Annotated in this window: 17 protein-coding genes; 11 read left to right on the plus strand and 6 right to left on the minus strand. The window is 59.3% G+C overall.

From position 1 onward, the window contains the following. Both ISP19_RS01100 and ISP19_RS01105 read left to right on the plus strand, forming a co-directional pair. On the plus strand, positions 1–250 hold a 250-nt coding region (locus tag ISP19_RS01100), incomplete at its 5' end, for a hypothetical protein (RefSeq protein ID WP_204678710.1). 538 nt (positions 251–788) lie between these two features. Further along, complete coding sequence (locus tag ISP19_RS01105) at positions 789–3,731, plus strand: TonB-dependent receptor plug domain-containing protein (RefSeq protein WP_204678718.1); 2,943 nt, start codon at positions 789–791, stop codon at positions 3,729–3,731. 134 nt (positions 3,732–3,865) lie between these two features. On the opposite strand, the gene ISP19_RS01110 is transcribed toward ISP19_RS01105, so the two are convergent. Further along, positions 3,866–4,315, minus strand: coding sequence for a hypothetical protein (locus ISP19_RS01110; protein WP_204678720.1), 450 nt, complete (start codon positions 4,313–4,315; stop codon positions 3,866–3,868). Between the two features lie 250 nt (positions 4,316–4,565). Here ISP19_RS01110 and ISP19_RS01115 point away from each other — a divergent pair, with 250 nt between their 5' ends. From ISP19_RS01115 to ISP19_RS01135, 5 genes are all read left to right on the plus strand, one after another. Continuing rightward, positions 4,566–5,159 (plus strand): hypothetical protein, encoded by a 594-nt coding sequence (locus ISP19_RS01115; RefSeq protein ID WP_204678722.1) that lies wholly within the window; start codon positions 4,566–4,568, stop codon positions 5,157–5,159. A 1,097-nt stretch (positions 5,160–6,256) separates the two neighbouring features. After that, positions 6,257–6,508, plus strand: coding sequence for a hypothetical protein (locus ISP19_RS01120; protein ID WP_204678724.1), 252 nt, complete (start codon positions 6,257–6,259; stop codon positions 6,506–6,508). A gap of 425 nt (positions 6,509–6,933) precedes the next feature. Further along, positions 6,934–8,412, plus strand: coding sequence for a catalase (locus tag ISP19_RS01125; protein WP_204678726.1), 1,479 nt, complete (start codon positions 6,934–6,936; stop codon positions 8,410–8,412). After that, positions 8,409–8,930 (plus strand): Dps family protein, encoded by a 522-nt coding sequence (locus tag ISP19_RS01130; protein WP_204678728.1) that lies wholly within the window; start codon positions 8,409–8,411, stop codon positions 8,928–8,930. The genes ISP19_RS01125 and ISP19_RS01130 overlap by 4 nt, the downstream gene beginning before the upstream one ends. Positions 8,931–9,228: 298 nt before the next feature. Beyond that, positions 9,229–9,912 carry an HAD family hydrolase gene (locus ISP19_RS01135; RefSeq protein ID WP_204678730.1) on the plus strand — a complete coding sequence of 228 codons (684 nt, stop codon included), beginning with the start codon at positions 9,229–9,231 and terminating at the stop codon, positions 9,910–9,912. Between the two features lie 47 nt (positions 9,913–9,959). On the opposite strand, the gene ISP19_RS01140 is transcribed toward ISP19_RS01135, so the two are convergent. Beyond that, positions 9,960–10,739 (minus strand): SDR family oxidoreductase, encoded by a 780-nt coding sequence (locus tag ISP19_RS01140; protein ID WP_204678732.1) that lies wholly within the window; start codon positions 10,737–10,739, stop codon positions 9,960–9,962. A gap of 10 nt (positions 10,740–10,749) precedes the next feature. After that, on the minus strand, positions 10,750–12,003 hold the full coding sequence (locus ISP19_RS01145) for an MFS transporter (RefSeq protein ID WP_204678734.1): 1,254 nt from the start codon (positions 12,001–12,003) through the stop codon (positions 10,750–10,752). 364 nt (positions 12,004–12,367) lie between these two features. Here ISP19_RS01145 and poxB point away from each other — a divergent pair, with 364 nt between their 5' ends. Next, a complete protein-coding gene (gene poxB, locus ISP19_RS01150) occupies positions 12,368–14,080 on the plus strand; it encodes a ubiquinone-dependent pyruvate dehydrogenase (RefSeq protein WP_239556344.1) in 1,713 nt (570 codons plus the stop codon). A gap of 77 nt (positions 14,081–14,157) precedes the next feature. Here poxB and ISP19_RS01155 read toward each other — a convergent pair whose 3' ends face one another. The 3 genes from ISP19_RS01155 to ISP19_RS01165 form a co-directional block, all read right to left on the minus strand. Further along, on the minus strand, positions 14,158–14,961 hold the full coding sequence (locus ISP19_RS01155; RefSeq protein ID WP_204678736.1) for an acetoacetate decarboxylase family protein: 804 nt from the start codon (positions 14,959–14,961) through the stop codon (positions 14,158–14,160). Between the two features lie 177 nt (positions 14,962–15,138). Next, positions 15,139–15,453 carry a DUF2384 domain-containing protein gene (locus ISP19_RS01160; RefSeq protein ID WP_204678738.1) on the minus strand — a complete coding sequence of 105 codons (315 nt, stop codon included), beginning with the start codon at positions 15,451–15,453 and terminating at the stop codon, positions 15,139–15,141. Next, complete coding sequence (locus tag ISP19_RS01165; RefSeq protein WP_204678740.1) at positions 15,440–15,700, minus strand: hypothetical protein; 261 nt, start codon at positions 15,698–15,700, stop codon at positions 15,440–15,442. Before ISP19_RS01165 ends, ISP19_RS01160 begins: the two co-directional genes overlap by 14 nt. A gap of 411 nt (positions 15,701–16,111) precedes the next feature. On the opposite strand from ISP19_RS01165, the gene ISP19_RS01170 reads away from it, so the two are divergent. The 3 genes from ISP19_RS01170 (at position 16,112) to ISP19_RS01180 (ending at position 22,050) form a co-directional block, all read left to right on the plus strand. After that, positions 16,112–17,656, plus strand: a complete 1,545-nt coding sequence (locus tag ISP19_RS01170) for a LuxR C-terminal-related transcriptional regulator (protein ID WP_204678742.1) — start codon at positions 16,112–16,114, stop codon at positions 17,654–17,656. Between the two features lie 36 nt (positions 17,657–17,692). Beyond that, positions 17,693–20,746, plus strand: coding sequence for an ATP-binding protein (locus tag ISP19_RS01175; protein ID WP_204678744.1), 3,054 nt, complete (start codon positions 17,693–17,695; stop codon positions 20,744–20,746). Positions 20,747–21,099: 353 nt separating this feature from the next. Next, positions 21,100–22,050 carry a helix-turn-helix transcriptional regulator gene (locus ISP19_RS01180; RefSeq protein WP_204678746.1) on the plus strand — a complete coding sequence of 317 codons (951 nt, stop codon included), beginning with the start codon at positions 21,100–21,102 and terminating at the stop codon, positions 22,048–22,050. Positions 22,051–22,094 lie beyond the last annotated feature (44 nt).

Consider the following 22,094-nt stretch of genomic DNA (forward strand, 5'->3'; position numbering starts at 1 on the left):
GTTCCAGGCGCGCATTACCTCCGCCGACCACAAGACCATCAATCAAGCTCATCGTGGGCTGTTTGCGCATCGCCGTTCCTCTTCGTCGGATGGGGATAGTTTTGCAAACATCCCGCGAAAGCGGGAATCCATGTTGCCTTACGAGCAAGAGCAAGGTGGGTTGACCAGCTTCGCTGTTGTAGGGCGCCTCCGCTTGACCAGCTTCGCTGTTGTGAAGCGCCTCGCGGGAATGACGGCAACGCAAGATTGAGCTTTTCCGCAATAAATGACCCATATAACCCGCATCAGCCAACAGGCTGGATGTCGATTTCTGGGTTAGCCAATCGTCATTTACATGAAGGGGCTTGCTGGACCAGACGCGTAGTCATCCCGGCAAGTTGGGTAGTACCCAAACCCCTTCCAAGCGGGCAGAAGAAGGAACAAGAAATGAAGAGATCCATTTTTTAACCATTGACCGGGCCATGCCTGCTCGTCGCCCCAGGCATGTGAACACCAACAACCACAGGAGTTAGTGAACGTGTAGTCACACTCAAAGCAAGCAAGGAGTAACCACCATGAAGATGAGACATCTAAAGATGGTAAATGCCATACGCATGGCATTAGCTCTAGGAAGCTGTGTGTTGACGGCGGTCGCGGTAGCGCAAACCGCAACCACCGGACAACAGTCCCCCACAGCTAACACTCAGACGACTCCTCCAACAACTTCAGCTTCATCGACGGCCGCGCAATCACAACCAGCACAGGCGCAACCGGCGACCAATCCGCCAGCCGCGCAGAAACCCGCGACATTGCAGGCCATAACAGTTACCGGCTCGCTGATTCGCAGCGTTGACGTGGAAACGGCGCAACCGGTGACCGAACTGTCACACGAAGCCATTCAACAGCAGGGCTTTGTGAGTGTCGGCCAGATTCTGCAGAACGTTTCCTCGGTAGGCTCTTCCGGTACCAGCAGCCAGAGCGCCCTGGGCAATATCGTGGGGCAGTTTGTCAGCCTGCGCGGCTTAGGCGCGCCACGCACCTTGGTGCTGGTGGATGGCCAGCGTTGGACCACGGACATTTTCGGCGAAACCGATCTAAGCACGATCCCGAGTTCGATCATCGATCACGTGGAAATCCTGCAGGACGGCGCTTCGGCAATTTATGGCTCCGACGCGATTGCCGGTGTGGTGAATATCATCACCAAAAAGGATTTTGATGGCCTTCAGGTCGACACCTACAACAGCATGTATTCACCGCAGAACGACGGAAAAACCGGCCAGTTCAGTCTCACTGGCGGCAAGAAGTTCTCCAGAGGTTCGTTCCTGTTCAACATAACGGCACAAAACACCGATGGCTTGATGGCCAACGATCGCGATTACAGCAAGTACGGATTTTTTAGCCTTGGACCGAACTATCCCCAGAGCCAGCAGATCCCATCGCCGTATGGAACGATCACCGGCGCGCTGAATCCGGCGACCGGCCTGCCGGTGAGTCTGCCGCCACTGGCCAATGGCCCGATTACCGTCAACATGGGCCAGAACGGGCTTGATATCGCCAACTACCATCTGGACACCTTCGGATCGCAATATCCGTCGCCTTATTTCAACAACGATTACCAGAACTCGTCGTATCTCGAAACGCTGATTCCGAACAATCGCCTGCGGTCGTATTTGCTGAAAGGCGATTACAAGCTGACGGATCACATCACCGCGACCTTCACCGGCACGTACAACACCGCCAACTCCGAAGTGAGTACCAGTGGTTATGAACTCAGTTCGTTGACCCCGGCCAACGGCGCGCATCTGGCCGAAGCGCTGGGTCTTCCGGTGGGCACATTCCCGGCGGTCTATTTCCCGACGGTGTCCTCGCAGAGTTATTACAATCCGTTGCCGGGCAATAACCTCGAATTCGACCTGCCGTTGCAATATCCCGATCGCGTTACGACCAACAAGATCAAGCAGGCCGGCTACCGTGTGGGACTTGAAGGCGATTTCTCGATCGGCGATCGAGGGTTCAACTGGGATGCCGGCTACAGCGACTATCGCTACGACCAGTCGAGTTTTGGTCCAGGCAATCTCAACATGGTTCACCTGGAGCAGGCACTCGGTCCGTCCTTCATGGGCCCCAACGGCGTCGTGGAATGCGGCACGCCAGGCAATGTGATCGCCGGCTGCGTACCGCTCAATCCGTTCTCCGGTTCGGGTGGCATCACCCCGGCGGAAATCAACTATCTCAACATCATTGCCGGCACGCGCTCCTTCAGCGAAATGAAAACCGCGGACGTCAATTTGTCGGGCGATATGGTCACGTTCCCGGATTCGATGGGCGGCGGTGACATGACCTTTGCCGTGGGCGCCGATCACCGCACGATCTCCGGTGGCGCTACGCCCGATGAATACACGCAGCTCGGTCTCAACACCAATCTGCAGCAAAACGCAGGTGCCGGCTCCTATGGCCTCAACGAGGCCTACGCCGAAGTGAACATTCCCATTTTGAAAGATATGCCGGGCGCGCAATTGCTGGACGTTGACCTCGCGCATCGCTTCTCGCGCTACACGAACTTCGGCAACACCAACAATAACCAGTTCAAATTGTCGTGGCAGCCGATCAATGACCTGCTTGTTCGCGCCAGCTATGGCACGGGTTTCCGTGCGCCGGCCATCGCCAATTTGTATGGCGGCACCTTGCAGAGCTTCACGACTTATACCGATCCGTGCGACGTCAACTTTGGCTTGACCGGCAATCCCATCGTCAAGCAGCGTTGCCTGAATGGGTTCGCCGGCGTGCCGGCGGTCGGCCCCGGCTTCACGCAACTCAATATCAATGGTCAGCCGATCTCCCAGCCCGACACAACCAGTACGACGCCTTTTTACACCGGCGCCAATCCCAACCTGAAACCGGAAACGTCCAGGAGTTACTCCGCGGGCCTGGTCTACAGCCCGCATTATCTGACCGGCTTTAACGCCACCCTGGACTGGTATCGCATCAGGATCGACAACGTCATCACGTTGCCGACGGCCAACAGCATTCTCGACAATTGCTATCTATTGGGCGAGACACAACAGTGCGACCAGTTCCAGCGCTCCACCGCCGGAGGGCCATTCCAAGGCCAGGTCATCAATCTGTTGCAAGCGCTGGTCAACCAGGGCTTTGTCGAAGAGCGCGGCGAAGATCTGGACTTGACCTATCGCTTCCCCGAGACGCCGATCGGCCAGTTCAAGTTTGACTCCAACAGCACCTATATCAACTCGGTCAAGGAGCAGACCACGCCCGGCGGCCCGATCATTTCCAACACGCTGGGTGGTTACGACACGGTGCTTGGTCCATTGTGGCGCTTCCGCTCCACGGTCAATATGAATTGGAGTTACCGGCAATTCGGCGCGACCTGGACGATCCGTTACTACTCATCGCTGTCCGAGCCGTGCATTCCGCCCAATCCATCCTTGAGTGAGGTGTTCCCTTGCAACAATCCCAATAAGGACCTCGCCGTATCACCGACTGGAATAAATCGGCAGGGCGGCCTTGCCTTCAACGACGTGCAAGTGAATTGGCAAACGCCATGGAAAGGACGCATCTCGTTTGGCGCCACCGATGTCTTCAATCGCAAGGCGCCGCTTTCCTACACCGGGGTATACAGCGTGGCTGGTCCATTGGGCCCAACCGGTACGGATGGCTACGGTGATTATCCGTACAACCCGCAATACGATATCGGCCGCGTTATTTACATCAAGTACGAGCAGAAGTTCTTCTAGTCACGCTCGTTACTTGGTGCCCGCGGCATGTTGCGGGGCATGCACAAGGCAAAGGGCGCGGATAATCCGCGCCCTTTGTGGCTTTACCGCCGACCATGTGTGTGTGCTGCTGCGATTTCGACCCCAGGCGGACATTACAAAAGCCTTGAAGGCTCGATCGAATATATCCGACCAATAAACACGGTGATTGCCGTCGCCAGAAACGTAGCCGTAAATAGTCCAATGCGCTCCCATACAGCATCACTATCGGGTTTCGCCTTAGATAGAGTCTGCTCGAGAAATCGGTCCAGCTTGCTGACAACGTAACCCGACAGAAATGCAGAAGCCGCAGTCCTAACGGCGTCAATCGGCAATTGGTCGACGGTCGAATAAGGGGCGAAGGCAGTGGCAGCTGCCAAACCGCATAGGCCTCCAATCAGCGCCACCAGCCGATTCGCCCAGCGAGCCCCCGAGCCTGAACTGCCGGACGACAACTTGCTCGTAAGCCTCCAGATAAGGAAGAGAACCGAAACGTACGCAATGTCGGTCAAAAGTACCGTTACAGGCGCAGTGGAATTCATAATTTGCGCTAGATCCAATGTCATATCGCCCCCTCGCATGAACGCTCAATGGAAGAGATACCCTTTGCCATGACGCATTACTGAGTAAAGGATCGGCCTTGCAGACCATCGACATCCTTACAAGTCAATCACTTAGATCATACGCAACCCTGCCCTACGGCCTTTGACATCATTCAAAGCCATCCGCCTTCGACCCGAGCCGGACATATTTCGCGTGGCAGGATTTGGCGAGGTAATATAGCCGCGGTCCACTATCGGGAAGGGGCTGCCTGTTGTGAGTATTCAAAGCGTCAGCAGTACTCAGCCGCAGTCCCTGAGTGGCGTCATTGCGCCCCAGTACACGCATCACAAAAGGGAGTTCAATGAGTCGGCGGCGTCGATAGCCTCGACGGGCGCATCGACCCAGAATGCGAGCCTGCTGGCTTCGGCCGTTGCGGCAGCACTGGCGCAACTCGGGTTGACCTCCACCCCCAATGCGGCACCCGCCGCCATTACCGCTGCAACGGCGGCGAGTGGCACGGATGACGCGACCGCAAAGAACAACACGCCACTTGCCACCCTGCCGCAGCAGCCCAAAGCATCGCAGCAGGTGCAACAGTACAAGAACATTGCATCGACGTTCTCCAATCTGGCGCAGGCATTGGGCTCCAGTTCGAGCAGTGCGCCGTCTGCTTCAAGCAGCTCCAGCAGTTTAACCAGCGTCTTCCAAAGCCTCTGGACCTCACTCGGCTCGTCATCCGGAACATCCAGCGACGCTTCAAGCAGCACCATCCCGAGCCTGCATTCGTTTATACAAACGCTCGCGCACAATATCGGTGAAAGCGGTATTTCCGGCCTGCGTGGAGTGTTTGTCGATACTGTGGCTTGATGGCAGATGTTGATTCGCTGGGTTACGCTGCGCTAACCCAGCCTACGTATTGCATGCGGAGTGGTTTGCCATTCCGAAAAAGGCGGCACGTTGTTGTCACTCAACGTGCCGAAAATGGCGCACTGTCCTGACTCAGCGAGCCAACATGGCCGCCCTCATACGTACACGCGTTGATCCACCCTACGCTGGGGTGTGCGTGTCGACGAGGTGATGCAGGAAGTGAGGGGCGGCGTGCAGGCCGTTGCGTTCGCCGGTACGATGGGATGTGAAGGCGTTGTCCACCCGGCCTTTGCCTTCAGCCACAAGCACCGCTAGCGCAATTTCAGCCTGCCTGGATGTGGGGATTTGCCGCATTTCCCGACCCGAACTCCGCGTTGGGAGCGTGCCGTCGAGGTTTAAGGTGGGGCCAGAATCGGAATCGTTGCAATCCGAGGGGCGCGGCGGTGCCGTATGATGTTGGGAGATCATGAGCAACTCTTCTACAGTTGTTTGTGATTTAGCGGGTCGTGGGAGCGTCAACTCTCACGATCCGCGCCTCCAAGCATGGCTGCCTGAGTCATCGGTGTTGGCTGTTTCGCGAACTGCATCGATGACCCCACTAGAGTAACGAAGTGGCGGTGTGGCGGAATATAGGCTTTCGCTGACACATGCTGTACGTATAACGCCATTGGTCGTCTTCGATGGCCGCCCTCTTGGCTGGAGCGACACACCAAGATCGAATCAGCCGAGTGTGAATGTCAAAGCACCCGCCCCTGCGACATCTTCACGTTTTCCGTGCTGTCATTTCCGCTTTCGCGGGAATGGCGATGACGAAAGATTGATCTTTTTTGCACATCCATCTGCTGATTTTTCCCGCAAGCGCGGCCCCTCACTCCAAGCCCCGGATCAAGTCCGGGGCAGGCTCTCTCCCCGGAGGGGAGAGGGAGCCAAGTGAGGCTGCCGGACAGCAAAGCATCATCCACGCGGGTGGCGTACAGTAGTCGGCGGCCGACCTTGGACTGGCGCAGACGGAAACATCGCTACAGAGCTTCAAGACACATGCAGGAACGCTGGAACGGACGCATCACCAGGATCACGCAATAAAGAGGTTAACTCTTATGATCTCGACCGTCTTCTTGATCAATAAAAGTACTTCAAAAGTTGAAAAGCTCGCGGACGCCCCCGAGCTGCTTGAGCGGGATGGTGTCGTTTTCTCCCTGCGTGGCGGCCCCCGCACCCCTCGGCCCAGCGGCGGTCAGGTGTGGGACCCGGTCGCCGTGTACGCGCCTGACGAGCTGACCGAAGAAGAATTCCAGGAATTATATGAAGCAGGCAGACAGCGCGTTGATGAGCTGAATCTCAAGTACTGATCATTCGGCGCTCATCGCAGGGAATGCAAGCACGAGCACTCAAGCAGAGTGCTTGAGATAGTCGTCTACACAAGCAACGGCCTTCTGCAAACAGAAGGCCGTTTGCATTCAAGCACGCGCTGCAAATCGATTATCAAGCCAGCATAGATCGGACGCTCCGCCACCGAGACATCAACTCCGCCTATCGATAGATTTCATCTATCAAGGCCAGGAAAACTTTCAATTTAACTAGTGAAGGCAAGTTCAATAGGATCCATTCACCGCTTGCCACTGACGAATGAAGACGTGCTCCAAGCCAAGTTCTCATTGACGCTCTCAATCTCCAGGCAAGAGCGTGGCTATCACTTCTTTGGCGCATTTGGAATGCGAACGGATCTGTACGGACCCTCAGTCAGCGCGCCCACTTTTTCATTGAGAGCACTCCTATGAACGACAAAACCAAGTCTCCCTATCTGACTCACGCGACTGGCGCACCCGTCAGCGACAATGTGAACATCCAGACCGCAGGTCCGCGTGGACCGGCCCTGTTGCAAGACGTGTGGTTGATCGAAAAGCTGGCCCAATTCGCTCGCGAGGTGATTCCGGAACGGCGCATGCATGCCAAGGGTGCCGGCGCGCATGGCACGTTTACCGTCACGCATGACGTCACACGCTACACCAAGGCGAAGATTTTTTCGGAGATCGGCAAGCAGACGCCGATGTTCGCGCGCTTCTCGACCGTGGCCGGCGAGCGTGGCGCGGCCGATGCCGAGCGCGATATTCGCGGGTTTGCGCTCAAGTTCTACACCGAAGAAGGCAATTGGGACGTGGTCGGCAACAACACGCCGGTGTTCTTCTTCCGCGATCCGCTGCGCTTCCCCGACCTGAACCATGCGATCAAGCGTGATCCCCGTACCGGCATGCGCAGTGCCGACAGCAACTGGGATTTCTGGACCTTGCTGCCGGAAGCCTTGCACCAGGTCACCATCACCATGAGCGAACGCGGCCTGCCCCGCACGTTCCGCCACATGCATGGTTACGGCAGCCACACCTACAGCTTCATCAACGCCGCCAATGAACGCACCTGGGTGAAGTTCCACTTCCGCACCCAGCAGGGTGTCCAGAACCTGACCGATGCCGAGGCCGAAGCACGCGTCGGCAAGGACCGCGAGACACACCAGCGTGATCTCTACGACAGCATCGAGCGCGGCGACTTTCCGCGTTGGACGCTCTTCATTCAAGTGATGACCGATGCGCAGGCCAAGGCCTTTCCGTTCAACCCGTTCGATCTCACCAAGGTGTGGCCGCAGGGCGACTATCCGCTGATCGAGGTAGGTTACTTCGAGCTCAACCGCAATCCGGACAACTTCTTCGCGGAGACGGAGCAGTCGGCCTTTTCGCCGGCGAACATCGTGCCCGGTATCGGCTACTCGCCGGACAAGATGCTGCAAGCCCGCCTGTTCTCGTACGCCGATGCGCAGCGTTACCGCCTTGGGGTGAACTTCAACCAGATCCCGGTCAACGCACCCAAATGCCCGTTCCACAGCTATCACCGCGACGGCTCCATGCGCACCGACGGCAACCTCGGCGGCACGCCGTCCTACTGGCCGAACAGCAAGGGCGTGTGGACCGATCAGCCGCAGCTCAACGAACCGCCGCTTGAGATCGATGGTGCCGCAGCGCATTGGGACCATCGCGTCGATGAGGATTACTTCCAGCAACCCGGCGCCCTGTTCCGCAAGATGAACCCGGCCCAGCGCCAGGCGCTGTTCGACAACACCGCGCGTGCCTTGGGCGATGCCCGCGACATCGTGAAGGAACGCCATATCGATAACTGCAGCAAGGCCGATCCCGCCTACGGCGCCGGTGTTGCGGCCGCAGTGGCCCGGCTCGCGGCCGAGGCGAAAACCCAAGGAGGCAAATGATGGATATCAACGTAACCACGTCGCTCGGTGGCGAGCTCGCGACGGTAAGGACGCCCGCCGGTCTCGGCCCGACCGCCGTCCGCGAGATTTCAGCCAGCCTGAACTTCCTGCTGGCCGATATGTTCGCCCTGTTCTTCAAGACGAAGAACTTTCACTGGCATATGACCGGGCCGCACTTCCGCGACTATCACCTGCTGCTGGACGAACAAAGCGCGCAGATATTCGCCGCAACGGATCCGGCTGCGGAGCGGGTGCGCAAGCTCGGCGGGACCACGTTGCGGTCGATGGTGCATGCCTCCAGGCTGCAGCGCACTCCCAACAACGAAGAGGATGCGGTGACGCCGCTCGACATGCTGGCCGAGTTGCTGGATGACAATCAGCAACTTGTCGCCGGTTTGCGGGAGGCGCATGACCTGTGTGACCGACATGGCGACTTCGCCTCGGCCAGCCTGATCGAGAACTGGATCGACGAAGCGGAAGAACGCGCCTGGTATCTCGCCGAAACGATCGGCGGATGAACCAAATCCGGCAAAGACATGGAGGGGCGCATGCCCACGGCCTCTCCATGGATTTGCCGGCACTGGATGCCGGTGGAAGTGTCGCAGCCAATCTGGACGGCTCCCTGATTCAGTTGAAATCATCGAGGTGAAAACCATGAAGACGCCTCAAGCTCGGACCACATTTCTCAGCGCCATCGCGACAAAAGCTGCTGCAGCGTGTTCCCTCACTGCGAGCACGCCCCATGAGGGCGATTACGCGCACCCGGTGCTTTCCTTCTATCATTTGCCATGGTGCTAGACCGCAATGATTGAATCCATGCCCATCTCCGAACGCATCGCCATCTTCGACCTGGACGGCACACTTATCGATGCCGTGCCGGATATCGTCTCGGCCATCAACCATGTCATGGACGATTACAAGCTGCCGCCGGTATCACTTGCCGAGGCGGCATCGCTGATGGGAGATGGTCTGCGCCAGTTCGCACTGCGGGTGTTTCAGCGACGTGGCCTGACGGCCGGCGAAGACGATATCGCAACCTTCATCGAACACTACAGCCGCCATCCCGTCATCCGCACGAAGCTGTACCCGGATGTGGCCGACACGCTCAACGCCCTTGCCGACGCCGGCTGGCGCTTGATCGTATGCAGCAACAAGAAGGAGGCCCTGGCCGATCGCATCCTGGATCAGCTTGGCATCCGGTCTTATTTCGCCGTGGTATGCGGTGGCGATACGGTTGTTGCGCACAAGCCCGATCCCAGTCACCTTGCCGAAGCCTTGTCGCGCGCCAACGGCAAGGCGGACCAGGCGGTGATGATCGGGGATTACCAGGCGGATATATGGCCGGCGCGCATCCTGGGTATCCCGAGCATTTTTGCGTCGTGGGGATACGGACGCCAGGAGATGGGAGACCAGGCCACCCGTATTGCAGAACGGTTCAAGGATCTGCCGGCCTTGCTGGATGAAGTGCGTCCAGCTGTCGCGGCAAGTGCAGAACCTTAGGGCCTGTTTACACTATTTGCGTAACTCGCAAATAGTGTAAACAGGCCCTAGAACAGCCCGGGATAACGGCCACCATCCATCAGCAGGTTTTGTCCGGTTATGTAACCGGCATGGACGCTGCAAAGAAAAGCACATGCCGCGCCAAATTCGCGCGGGCGCCCGAAACGGTTGGCGGGAATGGTCTGAATCGCTTTTCTTTCCAGCTCTTCGACCGTCGTGCCGAGATGTTTGGCATGTGCGCTCAGCAACGAGGTTGAGCGTTCGGTGTCGTAGACGCCTGGAAGCAAGTTGTTGATCGTGACATTGCGCGCGGCAACGCTGCGCGCCACATTGCTGGAAAAGCCGGTCAGTCCAAGCCTTGGCGCGGCGGAAAGGCCGTAGGCGTCGATGGGCGACTTGACCGCCCAGCTCGTGATGTTGATGACGCGGCCGAAACCCCGCTCCATCATGCCGTCCACCGTCATGCGGATAAGCTCCACCGGCGCCAGCATGTTGCTGTTGATGGCTCGTTCCCAGTCTTCCAGCGTAAAGCTGCGGAAGTCTCCGGTCGATGGACCGCTCGCATTGGTGATCAGGATATCCGGCGTTGCGCACCTGGCGACCGCGCTGCGACGACCTTGCTCGGTGGTGATGTCACACGGCAAGGCCGACACCTCGACGCGGTAGCTTTGCCGGATGTCATCGGCGGCTTGTTCAAGCGTGGATTGCGTGCGTGCGAGCAGCACCAGATTGACGCCCTCGGCGGCAAGGGCATCGGCGCAAGCGCGGCCAAGTCCCTGGCTGCCGCCGCAGACCAAGGCCCACTTGCCTTTGATTCCCAGGTCCATCGCGATGCCCTCAGCTGGCCGCCTTCGGTTTTCCGGTCTCCCGCAAGGTGAACGACACCAGCAAAGCCAGCATGATGATGGCGACCCAGAACAGGCTCGACTTGAAGAAATGAAGTTCCGGATTGATCGTCGACGCGCCAATCGTTTTTCCGATGTGCTTGGAAAAAACCGGTCCTAACAACGCCGTGACGCCGAAGGTGATGAAGTTGATCGCACCGGTAGCGCTGCCTTTGACGTTGTCCGGATTGGCCTCTTTGATGATCGTGTAGGGAATCATCGCGGCGCCGGAGGCAACGCCGAAGATCAGCAGCGTGATCCAGGGAGGCAATACGCCCGGCACAAACGTCAGCTGCAAGGCACAGGCCAGCATGGCGCTTACGCCGATGAGCAGCGCCACTTTTCTACGATGCAATGCGTCGGCCAGCCAACCGAACAGCGGACAGCCAAAGACCCAGCCGAACGGCACCATCGAAATGGCAAACACGGCATCGTGATAACTGAATAAGCGATCGACCTGGAACAGCCGAACGCCCCACACCATGTCCCCAATGGTGGTTGGCGCAAACAGCAGGCCCGACACGATACCGCACAGGTACGATTGCGGATTACTCAGTACAACCTTGTACGGTGTAAGGAAATTGCGTTTTTCGCCCGCCGCGGTCGTGTGGTGCTCGCGTGGCGTCACGATCATCAAGCCCACCGCCACCACCAATACCACGATGCCCATGCCCGTCCAGAACTGGTGGATATTGGCGAAGCCATGAATCAGCGGTCCCACCGCGATCTGCCCCATGGATCCGCCCAGCATGCCAAAGCACTGGGTAAATCCGATCGCCGTCGCCAGGCTCTTGGCAGAGAACCCACGCGATGCAAGGTAGACCGCACTGGTGAAAGCGAATGCCGAGCCGGCGCCCTGCAGCAGGCGTCCGACGTCGCCCAGGGAAGCCTCAGGTATGGAAAAAAGCACACAGCCCAGGGCGAGCAGCGCCATGCCGGCGGGTGCGACATAGCGAGCGCCAAAACGATCAAGCAAGATGCCCGCCACCAGGCTGGTGGTTGAATAGGTGTAGTAGTACAGGCCCAGGATCGAGCTGAGGGCGAGCGTGGTCACGCCGAACGCCTGCTCCAGTTCCGGAAGCATCACGGCCGGCGCGGAACGCGACGCGTACTCCAGGAAGTAAAACACCACCGCAAACCCCCACGCGATGGCGTAGGTGGTTGCCGCGGTTCGAACTGCCGGGATGACTGCGGGTTTTGCGCTCATAAGGATGCCCTGGCCGCCTGCGATGCAAAGGACCATTCGCGCGATGGTTACGCGCAGCTAAACGATACGTAAGGCCGCTCAGGGGGTATTGGACAAAAACGCCTCGTTAGGAACAGATACGATCCCAGGGCGCCTTGCTTGTGGGCGCTACACAAGCGCTTTAGATGGCACCAATGCCATGGTGGCGAAATATGGATTTTGTCCATAGCCCGTCAGACGCGTACAAGCCGACCACCGCTTATAGCGCTAACGTTTGAATTCGCATCGGCATGCCCGTGCTAAGCGCTCCACCATACGCTCACTCGCTTATCGCGCGCCCTAGCCTGCCCCGCCCTCAAGCCTGCCAATTAGGGAGATCATCACCATGGCCATGTCCTCCGCCGAATACGTTGCCAAAGTTTTCGAACAGGCGGGCATCAAACACGTCTACGGTGTCGTCGGCGATTCGCTGAATGGCCTGACTGATGCTTTCCGCCGCAGCTCGGTCGAATGGCTGCATATGCGCCATGAGGAAGCCGCCGCGTTTGCCGCCGGCGCCGAAGCGCACTTGACCGGTGAGCTGGCCGTCTGCGCCGGCAGTTGCGGGCCGGGCAATCTACACCTTATCAATGGCCTGTTCGACTGCCACCGCAGCGGCGTGCCGGTGCTGGCCATCGCCTCGCATATTCCGAGCAGCGAAATCGGTATCGATTATTTCCAGGCCACGCACCCGGAGATTCTGTTCAAGGAGTGCAGCCATTACGTGGAGCTGGTATCCAATCCGACTCAGCTTCCGCAGGTACTTGGCCGCGCCATGCGCACCGCCGTGGCAAGGCGCGGCGTCGCAGTGATCGTCATCCCCGGGGATGTGTCCCTGAAAGACGCCGTGGCGGAGGTTCCCCGCTGGTTTGTTCCGACCAAGCCCATCCTGCATCCAGCGCCGGCCGATCTGGAGCGGCTGGCCAAGCTGCTGAAAGACGGGACGCGAATCACCATGTTCTGCGGCGCCGGTTGCGCCGGCGCCCACGATGAGGTTGTGGAGCTGGCCCGTCGTCTCAAGGCGCCGATCGTGCATACGCTGCGCGGCAAGGAGTTCATGGAATATGACAACCCTTATGATGTCGGCATGACCGGACTGGTCGGCTTTGCGTCTGGCTACGCCGCGATGAAAGACTGCGACACCTTGCTGCTGCTCGGCACCGATTTTCCGTATCGCCAGTTCTTTCCCAAGAACGCCAAGATCGCGCAGATCGATCTGCGCCCCGAAGCGCTGGGCAATCGCTGCCCACTCGACCTCGGCCTGATCGGCGATGTGCGTGAAACCCTGCAACTGCTGCTGCCGTCGATTGCCGAAAAAACCGATGCCGGCCATCTGAATGCCTCGCTCGCCCATTACAAGAAGGCCCGCGAAGGGCTCGATGAGCTGGCCGAACCCAAAAGCGACCTTATTCACCCGCAGTACGTCACCAAGTTGGTGAGCGAACTGGCAACCGAGGACGCCATCTTCACGTGCGATGTCGGCACGCCGATCTTGTGGACGGCGCGCTACCTGAAGGTCAACGGCAAGCGCCGGATCGTCGGCTCGTTCAATCATGGCTCGATGGCCAATGCCATGCTGCATGCCATTGGTGCACAGGTCGCCCACCCGGATCGCCAGGTCATCTCCATGTCCGGCGATGGCGGCTTTGCCATGATGATGGGTGAATTTCTGACCCTGACGCAGTTGGATCTGCCGGTAAAGATCGTGCTGCTGAACAACGGCACGCTGGGCTTTGTCGAGATGGAAATGAAGGCGAATGGCTTTATCGATTCGGGCTGCGACCTGATCAATCCAAACTTCGCGCAAATGGCCAGTGCCATAGGCGTCAAAGGCATTCGCGTGGAGCGCGCTGCAGACCTTAAGGCGGCGCTGACCGAAGCGCTTTCACACGATGGCCCCGCACTGGTCGATGTTGTCAGCGCCAGGCAGGAACTGGCCATGCCGCCGAAGACCACGTTCGACGAGGCCTACAAGTTCGGCCTTTTCATGCTGAAGGCGGTGCTGGATGGGCGCGGCAGCCAGTTGGTGGATCTGGCGAAGGTGAACCTGCTGCGCTGATCGTTGGCGCGACATTGCGGAAAACCAAACGCCACCGAAAGGTGGCGTTTGTGTATCCATGCTGCATGGCTCGGATGTCACTTTGCCGAGTGATCGACCAGCGTCTTGAGATCGGTCACGTCATACGACACCGACATGCGATAACCGTTACCGCAACGCAGTGGCGCCAGCTCCGACACTTCCTCGTTCTCGCACTCGGGCAGCGTCAGCTCGCCCTTGCCCATCCATGCATCGGCCACGGTGAAGTTATCCATGATGGACTCCACCAGTTCATGCACCGCAGGACGCTCCCACTGCCCTGCCGCCAAGCGCGGGAAGTGACGCATATTGAGCGTGGGGCGCGAACCGAGCGTAGCCGGATCCGTCACCGCTTTTTCGAGCGTGACGGTGGCGCGCGCAATCCGCTGCCCGCCAGTCGAAGCACTTGCGCCGAATCGACCACCCGGCGCGAGCTTGGGCGATGCCGGACCACTGGCGGCAAACACCCGGGTCTGGAACACCGAAGCAAGCCGCTTGGGGAAGCCCTGTGCCCAACCACGCGCAAGCGCCGCATCGTTGTCGACGAAGATATATGGGCAATACATGACCGGCTTACCGTCGAGCAAGGCATCCACCAGAATAAAGAACTCGCGGTACTGGTAGCGCGCCGGGTTGAGCAATTCGTCATGCTCGCCGGTGAATTGCCAATCGATGAAATACGCCTGCGCATGACCTTCCGCTTTAACGTCCGCCTGCAACTCCGCGGGCAGCAGCGACGCGACGGCTTGCGGGCGCGCCCAGAAATCCACGATCAGAAAATCACCGGCATAGTGCCAAGGCGGCGGCGGCGAAATGCTGGAGATGCCGCGAGGTGTCAGCGGTACGAAAAAATGGCTTTTCATGTACTCATTCCTGGATGAATGCCGAGCAGGATCGCGGCCGATCTCGTGGTCATCAGGAGAATGTGTCGGCATGGACGGTATGACCGCGATCGGCTAACTGTGGCATTCACCCTTCGATCGATCTTGGACGAATATGACCGCGAAAGCTGGAAACGTACGCCGCGCGTGGAGGCGTGGTCAGAGTTCCTCTGTCCCGCACAGGCTTTCCAGCAACTCCCACAGCCGGTCCGCTTCGCCATCGGCAATGACCTGGTAGGCGTTTCTTCCCTCCAGATGCCGATGCCGCATGCACATCCATCTCGCGGCACGCGTGCGGTCGCCGAGGCTGATCACCAGCATGGCGGATAGATCGCTCAGCCGCTCTTCCAGGATGGAAAAGGCCGCGAAGGCGATTTGCTCGCGGGTGGCCTGAATCTCCTCCAGCCGCGCGCCCATCTCCCGGAATGAATCTACGTTACGCATACGCATGGACCTTTCTTCAATCGCGTTCACGGCGCCGGACTGCCCATAGAAAACCGATCACCAGATCGGCCTTGCCTTGCCTGACCAGCTCCTGCGCGGTCAAGCCGCCAAGTTCCCGGATACATACCGATCGGTACCATTCCTCGACGCGATGCGGATTGCCCTCAATAGCCGCAGCCAGACGGGATATTTGGACAGCGATATGGGCCGGGCGGCCAGGGGGTGACTCACCGGTCCTTGGTGACGACCATGACGCCAGCTCGCTTCTCGTGGTCATGGCTGCACCTGGTAGCGTGGGTGAGCGTTACGTTACGCCGGTGTGTGCGTGGGTTTCTTGCATTTTCTTGCACGTGAATGTGCTTTCCCGCCCGGCGTGATCGCCATCCGGCCTCAAGAGATTGCCGTCAAAAGCAGCCTGGCGCCGGGCCACGCGGGCCCGGCCGATTGACCCAAAAACCGAAAGAAAACCGAATTAGAACGTGAATTTCACGACAGGACGGGTCATCTAGCCTAATGTCCCCATCGAAAGGATGAATCAGACGTTGAGAGGGCCAATGGTCTGCTGAGTGGATTGGGTGACAGGTACTTTCGGCAAGAGGCGTGTACTAGGAGCCATCCCAACAGCGTCCGTGACTGAAGCCACGTTGGCCCGCTTCAGTATTCTTTGCGACGGCTGGAGAGTGGACCCATGAATCTCTTGACTGTTGCGCGTAGCGCAACCGCCCCAGCCGGTCTCGGATGGATCCAGGATTGGCACGATCCCGATGCCCCGGCTGAAGCGCTGAGGCTGGTACTGGATTCGGCCTGGCACGCCGTAAGCGCCATGAAGGGAACCGAGGTGGTGGCGGCCGCGACCACGCTGCGCCAGGCCTTTCTGCAAAAGGATCGCTTCGGCGACGAGTTCCCCTGCGATGAAGTGGAAACCCTGCTGGCGTTGGGAAGCCTGTGGGAAGACGACATCGACGAGGCGATGCGCCGTGCGCAATCGGTGTTGGCGCGACGCGGCGGAGCGCGCTACCGGTCGGCGCTGGCGACGGTGATGAAGTTCGGCTTTTGGCGTACGCGCAACTTCATGCCGTTCTATGAGCTGTCCTGGGGCAAAGCCCCGCGCGACCATGCCGCTTCGCTGCTGACGGCGATCATCAATCTCTCTATTGAAGCGGTGGCCGAAGCCGAGCAGTTGCGTTTCAAGCTGGCCGAGCGCCTGGCCAGGGACGCACTGTGTCTAAGCAGCAAGTCGATCGGGATCGAAGCGTATGCATCGCTGCTGCCTACCTGCGTGCTGGCGCAATTGCAGTATGAGGCCGGAGCAGTGGATGACGCCGATGGCCTGCTGCGTGGCCGCCTCACGGCCATCGAAGAGAGTGGCGCGATCGAAAGCGCGCTGATCGCCTATGTCCTGTCCGCCAAAGTGGCAGCGGCCAGGGGGGACCAAAACATTGCCCTGCTGCTGCTGCGTCGTGGCGAAGACATCGGAGCGCAACGACAATGGCACCGGCTGGTGCTCCGTTGCAAGGCGGAAGAAGTCGTCCTGCATATCCAGGAAGCGCGCACCGATCTTGCCGAGGCTGCGCTGGAACAACTGAAAAGCTTTGCCGGCAAACTGCATAAGCGGGGCAGCCTTAAGAGCATGGATGCATGGCCCCTGCACCTGGCCAAGCTGCGCCTGCAGATGGCCCACGGCCCCGACATCGGCACCGTCCGGTCGCTGGATGAGCTGCGCACCGCGGCCCTGCAGAACAATGACCCAGCCCTGGTCGTCAAGCTCACGATCCTGCTGGCGAGTGCGCTGCATACCCTGGGCGAAGTAACCCGAGCGCGCAAAGAGTTGCTGGCGGCCTTGCACCAAGGCGCCAATGCCGGACTGTTTCGCAGCTTTCTTGACGAGATGCCGCTGATCGAACCCCTGCTCAAGCAGCTTTGGCGATCTCCCGAAGCCAGGTGCCTTGGCCATCTGGCGCCTTACGTCGGACGCCTGCTCACCGCACCCATGATGCAGCCGCCGGTGCGAAAAAAATTCCGCATCAATCACCGGCTCGTGGAATCATTGAGCACGCGGGAGACAATTATCCTACGCTTGATGAGCCTGGGTCTTTCCAATAAATCCATCGCTCGCGAGCTGCAGATTACGCCGGAGACAGTGAAGTCGCATGCCAAGCATATCTTCATCAAGCTGTCTTCCAAGAACCGCGCCGAGGCCGTCTCCCGCGCGACCGAGCTGGGACTCATTTGAACGCGGCACACGCTCATCGATGCCAAGGGTGGTCGAATGAAGGAGTTCAAACCCTTCCGGCTCGATCCCACCAATCATCAGCTGTGGCGTGTTGCCGATGAGGGCACCCCGACGTCCGTCAGCATCACCGCCAAGGCGTTCGACGTGCTGCGTTATCTGGTCGAACATCCCGGACGCCTTATCTCGCATGAAGAACTGCTTGAAGCACTCTGGTCTGGCGTAGCCGTTCAACCCGAGGTGCTGAAAGGACATGTGCTGGCGATCCGCCATGCGCTGGGTGACGATGTGCAGCACCCGCGCTACGTGGAAACGCATCGCGGCCGCGGATATCGCTTTATTGCGAATGTCACCACCACGCAAAAGGCGGACAACCGTCTTCTGCCTGCGGCCGCTCCGCACCTGATCGGTCGAAACGCGCAGTTGAATACGCTGCGCGAGGCATGGCTTGAAGCACGCGCAGGACAATCCAGGATCGTCTTCGTGCATGGCGAGGCCGGCATCGGCAAAACCGCGCTGGTGGAGACATTTTGCAACGACCTGGGCAGGGACCGGACGCCGCTTTCATTCGGCCGCTGCATCGAAGGATTCGGCGGTGCCGAACCTTTCTATCCCGTGATCGAAGCGCTGTCCCGATTAATCAAGGGTGCCAACAGCAACAAAGTGCAGGATGCGCTGATTGCCGTCGCGCCTTCGTGGGCCAGCCAGCTGGCCGGCGTCCTGTCGCGTGAACATCGCGCCATGCTGCAAAAGGTGGCGCATATCTCTGCCCGTAGCCGCATGCTCGGCGAATTCTGCGATCTGCTTGAAGTATTCGCAGAAGATGAAGCCTTCGTGCTGTTGCTGGAAGACCTGCATTGGAGCGACTTCTCCACGCTGGACCTTATTTCCGCCTTCGCCCGGCGCAAGTCGCCGGTCAAACTGCTGGTGCTGGCCACCTATCGTTCGGATGAATCGGCGACACACGGCTCGGCACTGCGGCAGCTGGTCAACGAATTGATGCTGCACAAGCTGTGCGAATCGATCCATTTGACCGGTCTGGACCAGCAGGATATTGCCGAGTATGTGCAGGCAGACGATTCCGATGAAGGCCGCTCGTTTGTGCAATTGCTCCAGCATCGCTCAAGCGGAAACCCACTATTCCTCAGCACGATCCTCGATCATTTGCAAAACAACAGGCTGGTATCCAGCGATCGTGGACGATGGAAAAACGATGTACCGCTTTCGCAGATTCATTTCGAAATACCCCAGACGATAAACCACGTCGTCGAGACAAAAATTTCCGGCCTGGATGACGAGACGCAGCGCGTGCTGGAAGCCGCCAGCGCGGTGGGTGACGTGTTCAATCCGGTCGTGCCAGCGGCAGCCGCCGGCCTCAGCGCGCGCCGGTTCGAAGAAGTGTGCGAGACGTTGTGCCGAAGCAGAACGTTCATTCACCGCCACGACATGGATACGCTGGACGGTGGCGAAGTGGTCCGGCTCTATCGATTCAATCACTCGCTGCTGAGACAAGTCCTGCTGAGCCGCCAGGGACCGCTTCGGCTGGCGCAAAGCCATGCATTGATCGGCAAGGAGCTGGAAAAAACATATCCCAGCGAGTTGAGCGCGCATGCCGCCTTCGAACTTGCCGAACAGTTTTCCAGTGCACACGAGTACGCCAAGGGACTGGCCTATCTGAAGATCGCCCTGCAAACGGCGAAACGCCGCTTTGCCCATCAAGACGCGCTGGCAATCCTGGACAAGGCGGATGAGATTGCCGCCCGTCTTGCCCATGGCGAGCGTGGCCTGACCCAGGCCGCGCTGTTGGAAGATCGCGCATCCATCTACGCGGCCAACCATGATCCGCGGGCTTTGCAGGCCTTCACCGAGCTGACGCAGATGTCCGAGCGATTGGGTCTTTCGGATATGCAGGCGCGTGCGGAACTCGGCCTGGCCTTCGGCCTCAGTTGGCGCGATGCCGCGGCCTGCGTTTCGCATCTGGAAACGGCGGCCCGCTTGAGCAACGCGCAGAGCGAACCGCAACTCAAGGCACGCATCAGACTGAGCAGCGCGGTATGGCGGATCTGGATCGGCGGATGGGATCCGGAGCTGGCCAGGATCTGCGAAGAAAACCTGGTACCCCTGCGCAACGGTCCCGACCGGCAGATCACCGCCTGGGGACTGGTCGAATACAGCATGATCTGCCTGATCTCCAGCCGCTATCGCGAGTGCCTGGAAACCGTCGACACCAATCTGGAAATTCTGGTGCGGCATGCGGTCGACCGACCCGAGTTCAATATCTTTCGCGCCATCTGGATGGCTCATCTCGGACGGCCATGGGTGTACACCCTGCTCGGCGAATGGGGGCGGGCCTTGCAGGAGTTCGACGCCAGCGAGGCGCTGTTTGTCGGCAACGGCAATCGCTACAGCATCTGCACCCTGGAAACGCTGCGTGGATTTCTTTACCTGATGGCCGGTGACTATCAGGCTGTCAAGGACATTTGCGGCAAGCTTGGCTTCTACAAGGATCAAACGGGTCATCCGCAGCAGGCGCTGTATACCCTGGTGCTACCGAACGAAATCCGGCACTGCACCCTGCTCGCCGGAGCGGCGGAAGCGGGGCTTGGACATCTGGATACGGGTATCGAGATCCTGCAGAAGCTCGAACACGACATGCTCGAACAGCCGGTCATCACCGATTGGTATTGGCTGCTCCTGCTGGAATGGTCGCTGGCCCATGCTCTGTTGCGATCCGGCGACTTCGAACAGGCGCGCGTGCATGCCGAGCGTATGCTTGAGCGTTCCGCGCGCACCAACGAAGTCACCTGGCGGGCGTTGGCGCACGAGGTGCGATGCCTGATCGCGATCGAACAAGGCGACCTCGCACGCGCGTCCGATTTGATCAACGACGCCCTGCGCATGACCGAGGTGACGGGAGCGCCGACGGCCGACTGGCGCATTCACCGCACCGCCGCACGCTTGCATCGCCTGCAAGGCGATAGCGCACAAGCGTCCCTCCACGAGCAATCATTCAGCAAGAAGGCGCAACGGCTGCTCGATGGCCTTCCACCAGGGCATCGGCTGCAGCAGGCCTTTTTACTCTTACTGGCTTAAACGAAGCTTGCGGGATTATCGCTTCGAAGTTCCACCTCACGCGTGATGCGCATGACCCTCCCCCACGCGGGGGATGGTCACCTGGATTTGCACGATCCAAGATCGAGCCAAGACTCGCACTCCACCACGCGTTACCCCGACCGGATCAGCGTTACAGAAATGTGAAGCGCGTACGCGCCATGAGCTGCTGCTCGTCATCGAGATCGGAAGCTGTGCAACACCGCTGTCATGGGAAACCCATCGACACCTTCGGGTGACGCTGCGCCGCCCCCTGCCCCGGTACGTGCCGCTTGACGAAGGCTTCGGCGAATGACGCGTGCCGCACTGACGACAACCAGGGAGGGTCGACGACCATGAAGCTCGAAGAGGCGCGCATGTATCACGGTGCATTCGGCGATCGGCTTGGCCGTTCGTTTCATCTAAGCAGTCCGCCGGTACTGCACAGCCAGACCCGGCGTGGCGTACATCTTGCAGTAACGGAACTGCGCATCGACCAGCCCGGCTATGGCATGACCTCCCCGATGGGCAGCGACGATGCCTACCTGGTCTGCCTCAACCTGCGCAAGCAAAGCACCCACGAGCTCTGGTGTGACGGCCGCTCGGTGTGTTCGACCGCCTATGACGCCGGCACCGCCTACGTGCTGGATCTGCGCTGCGACCCGATCACCTACATCGGCGAACCGCTGCACTCGCTGTACTTCTACATGCCCCGACAAGCGATTGTCGAAGCCAGCGAGGAACTGGGAAAAAGGAATATTGCCGGGCTGGACATCCGTCCTGGTGAATGTTTCCAGGATGCGATCGTCGGCCACATCGCGCAGACCCTGCTGCCGATCTTCAACTCGGCTACCGCGGCGAATCAACCGCTGATCAATCATCTTCTGCAAGGCCTGTGTGCCTACATGACCTCCACCTACAGTGGATCTTCGATACGTCCCGACATCGTGCGCGGTGCGCTGGCGCCATGGCAGCAACGGCTGGTCATGCAGATGATGCGTGAGCGCATCTTCGACGGGATCTCCATCGGCGAACTGGCGGAAGCCTGCAGTCTTTCAGCGGGCGCGCTGGCGCGGGGCTTCAAGAAGAGCACGGGCATGTCGCCGCATCAATGGCTGCTATCGCGCCGCGTCGACCTGGCGCTTGAATTGATGGCCGATCCCGACACCACGCTGGCGGAGATCGCCTTCCATGCCGGCTTTTCCGATCAAAGCCATTTCAGCCGCGTTTTTACCCAAAAGATGGGCGTAGCACCGGGCGCATGGCGCAAGTCGCTGGCCAACCACAAACGCATGGAAGCAGCTTGATCGTCGTTTCCGCATATCGACTTTACCCATAGAAGGCGGCACAG

The sequence above is a fragment of the Dyella flava genome, assembly GCF_016904955.1.
GTDB classification, from domain to species: Bacteria; Pseudomonadota; Gammaproteobacteria; order Xanthomonadales; family Rhodanobacteraceae; genus Dyella_B; species Dyella_B flava.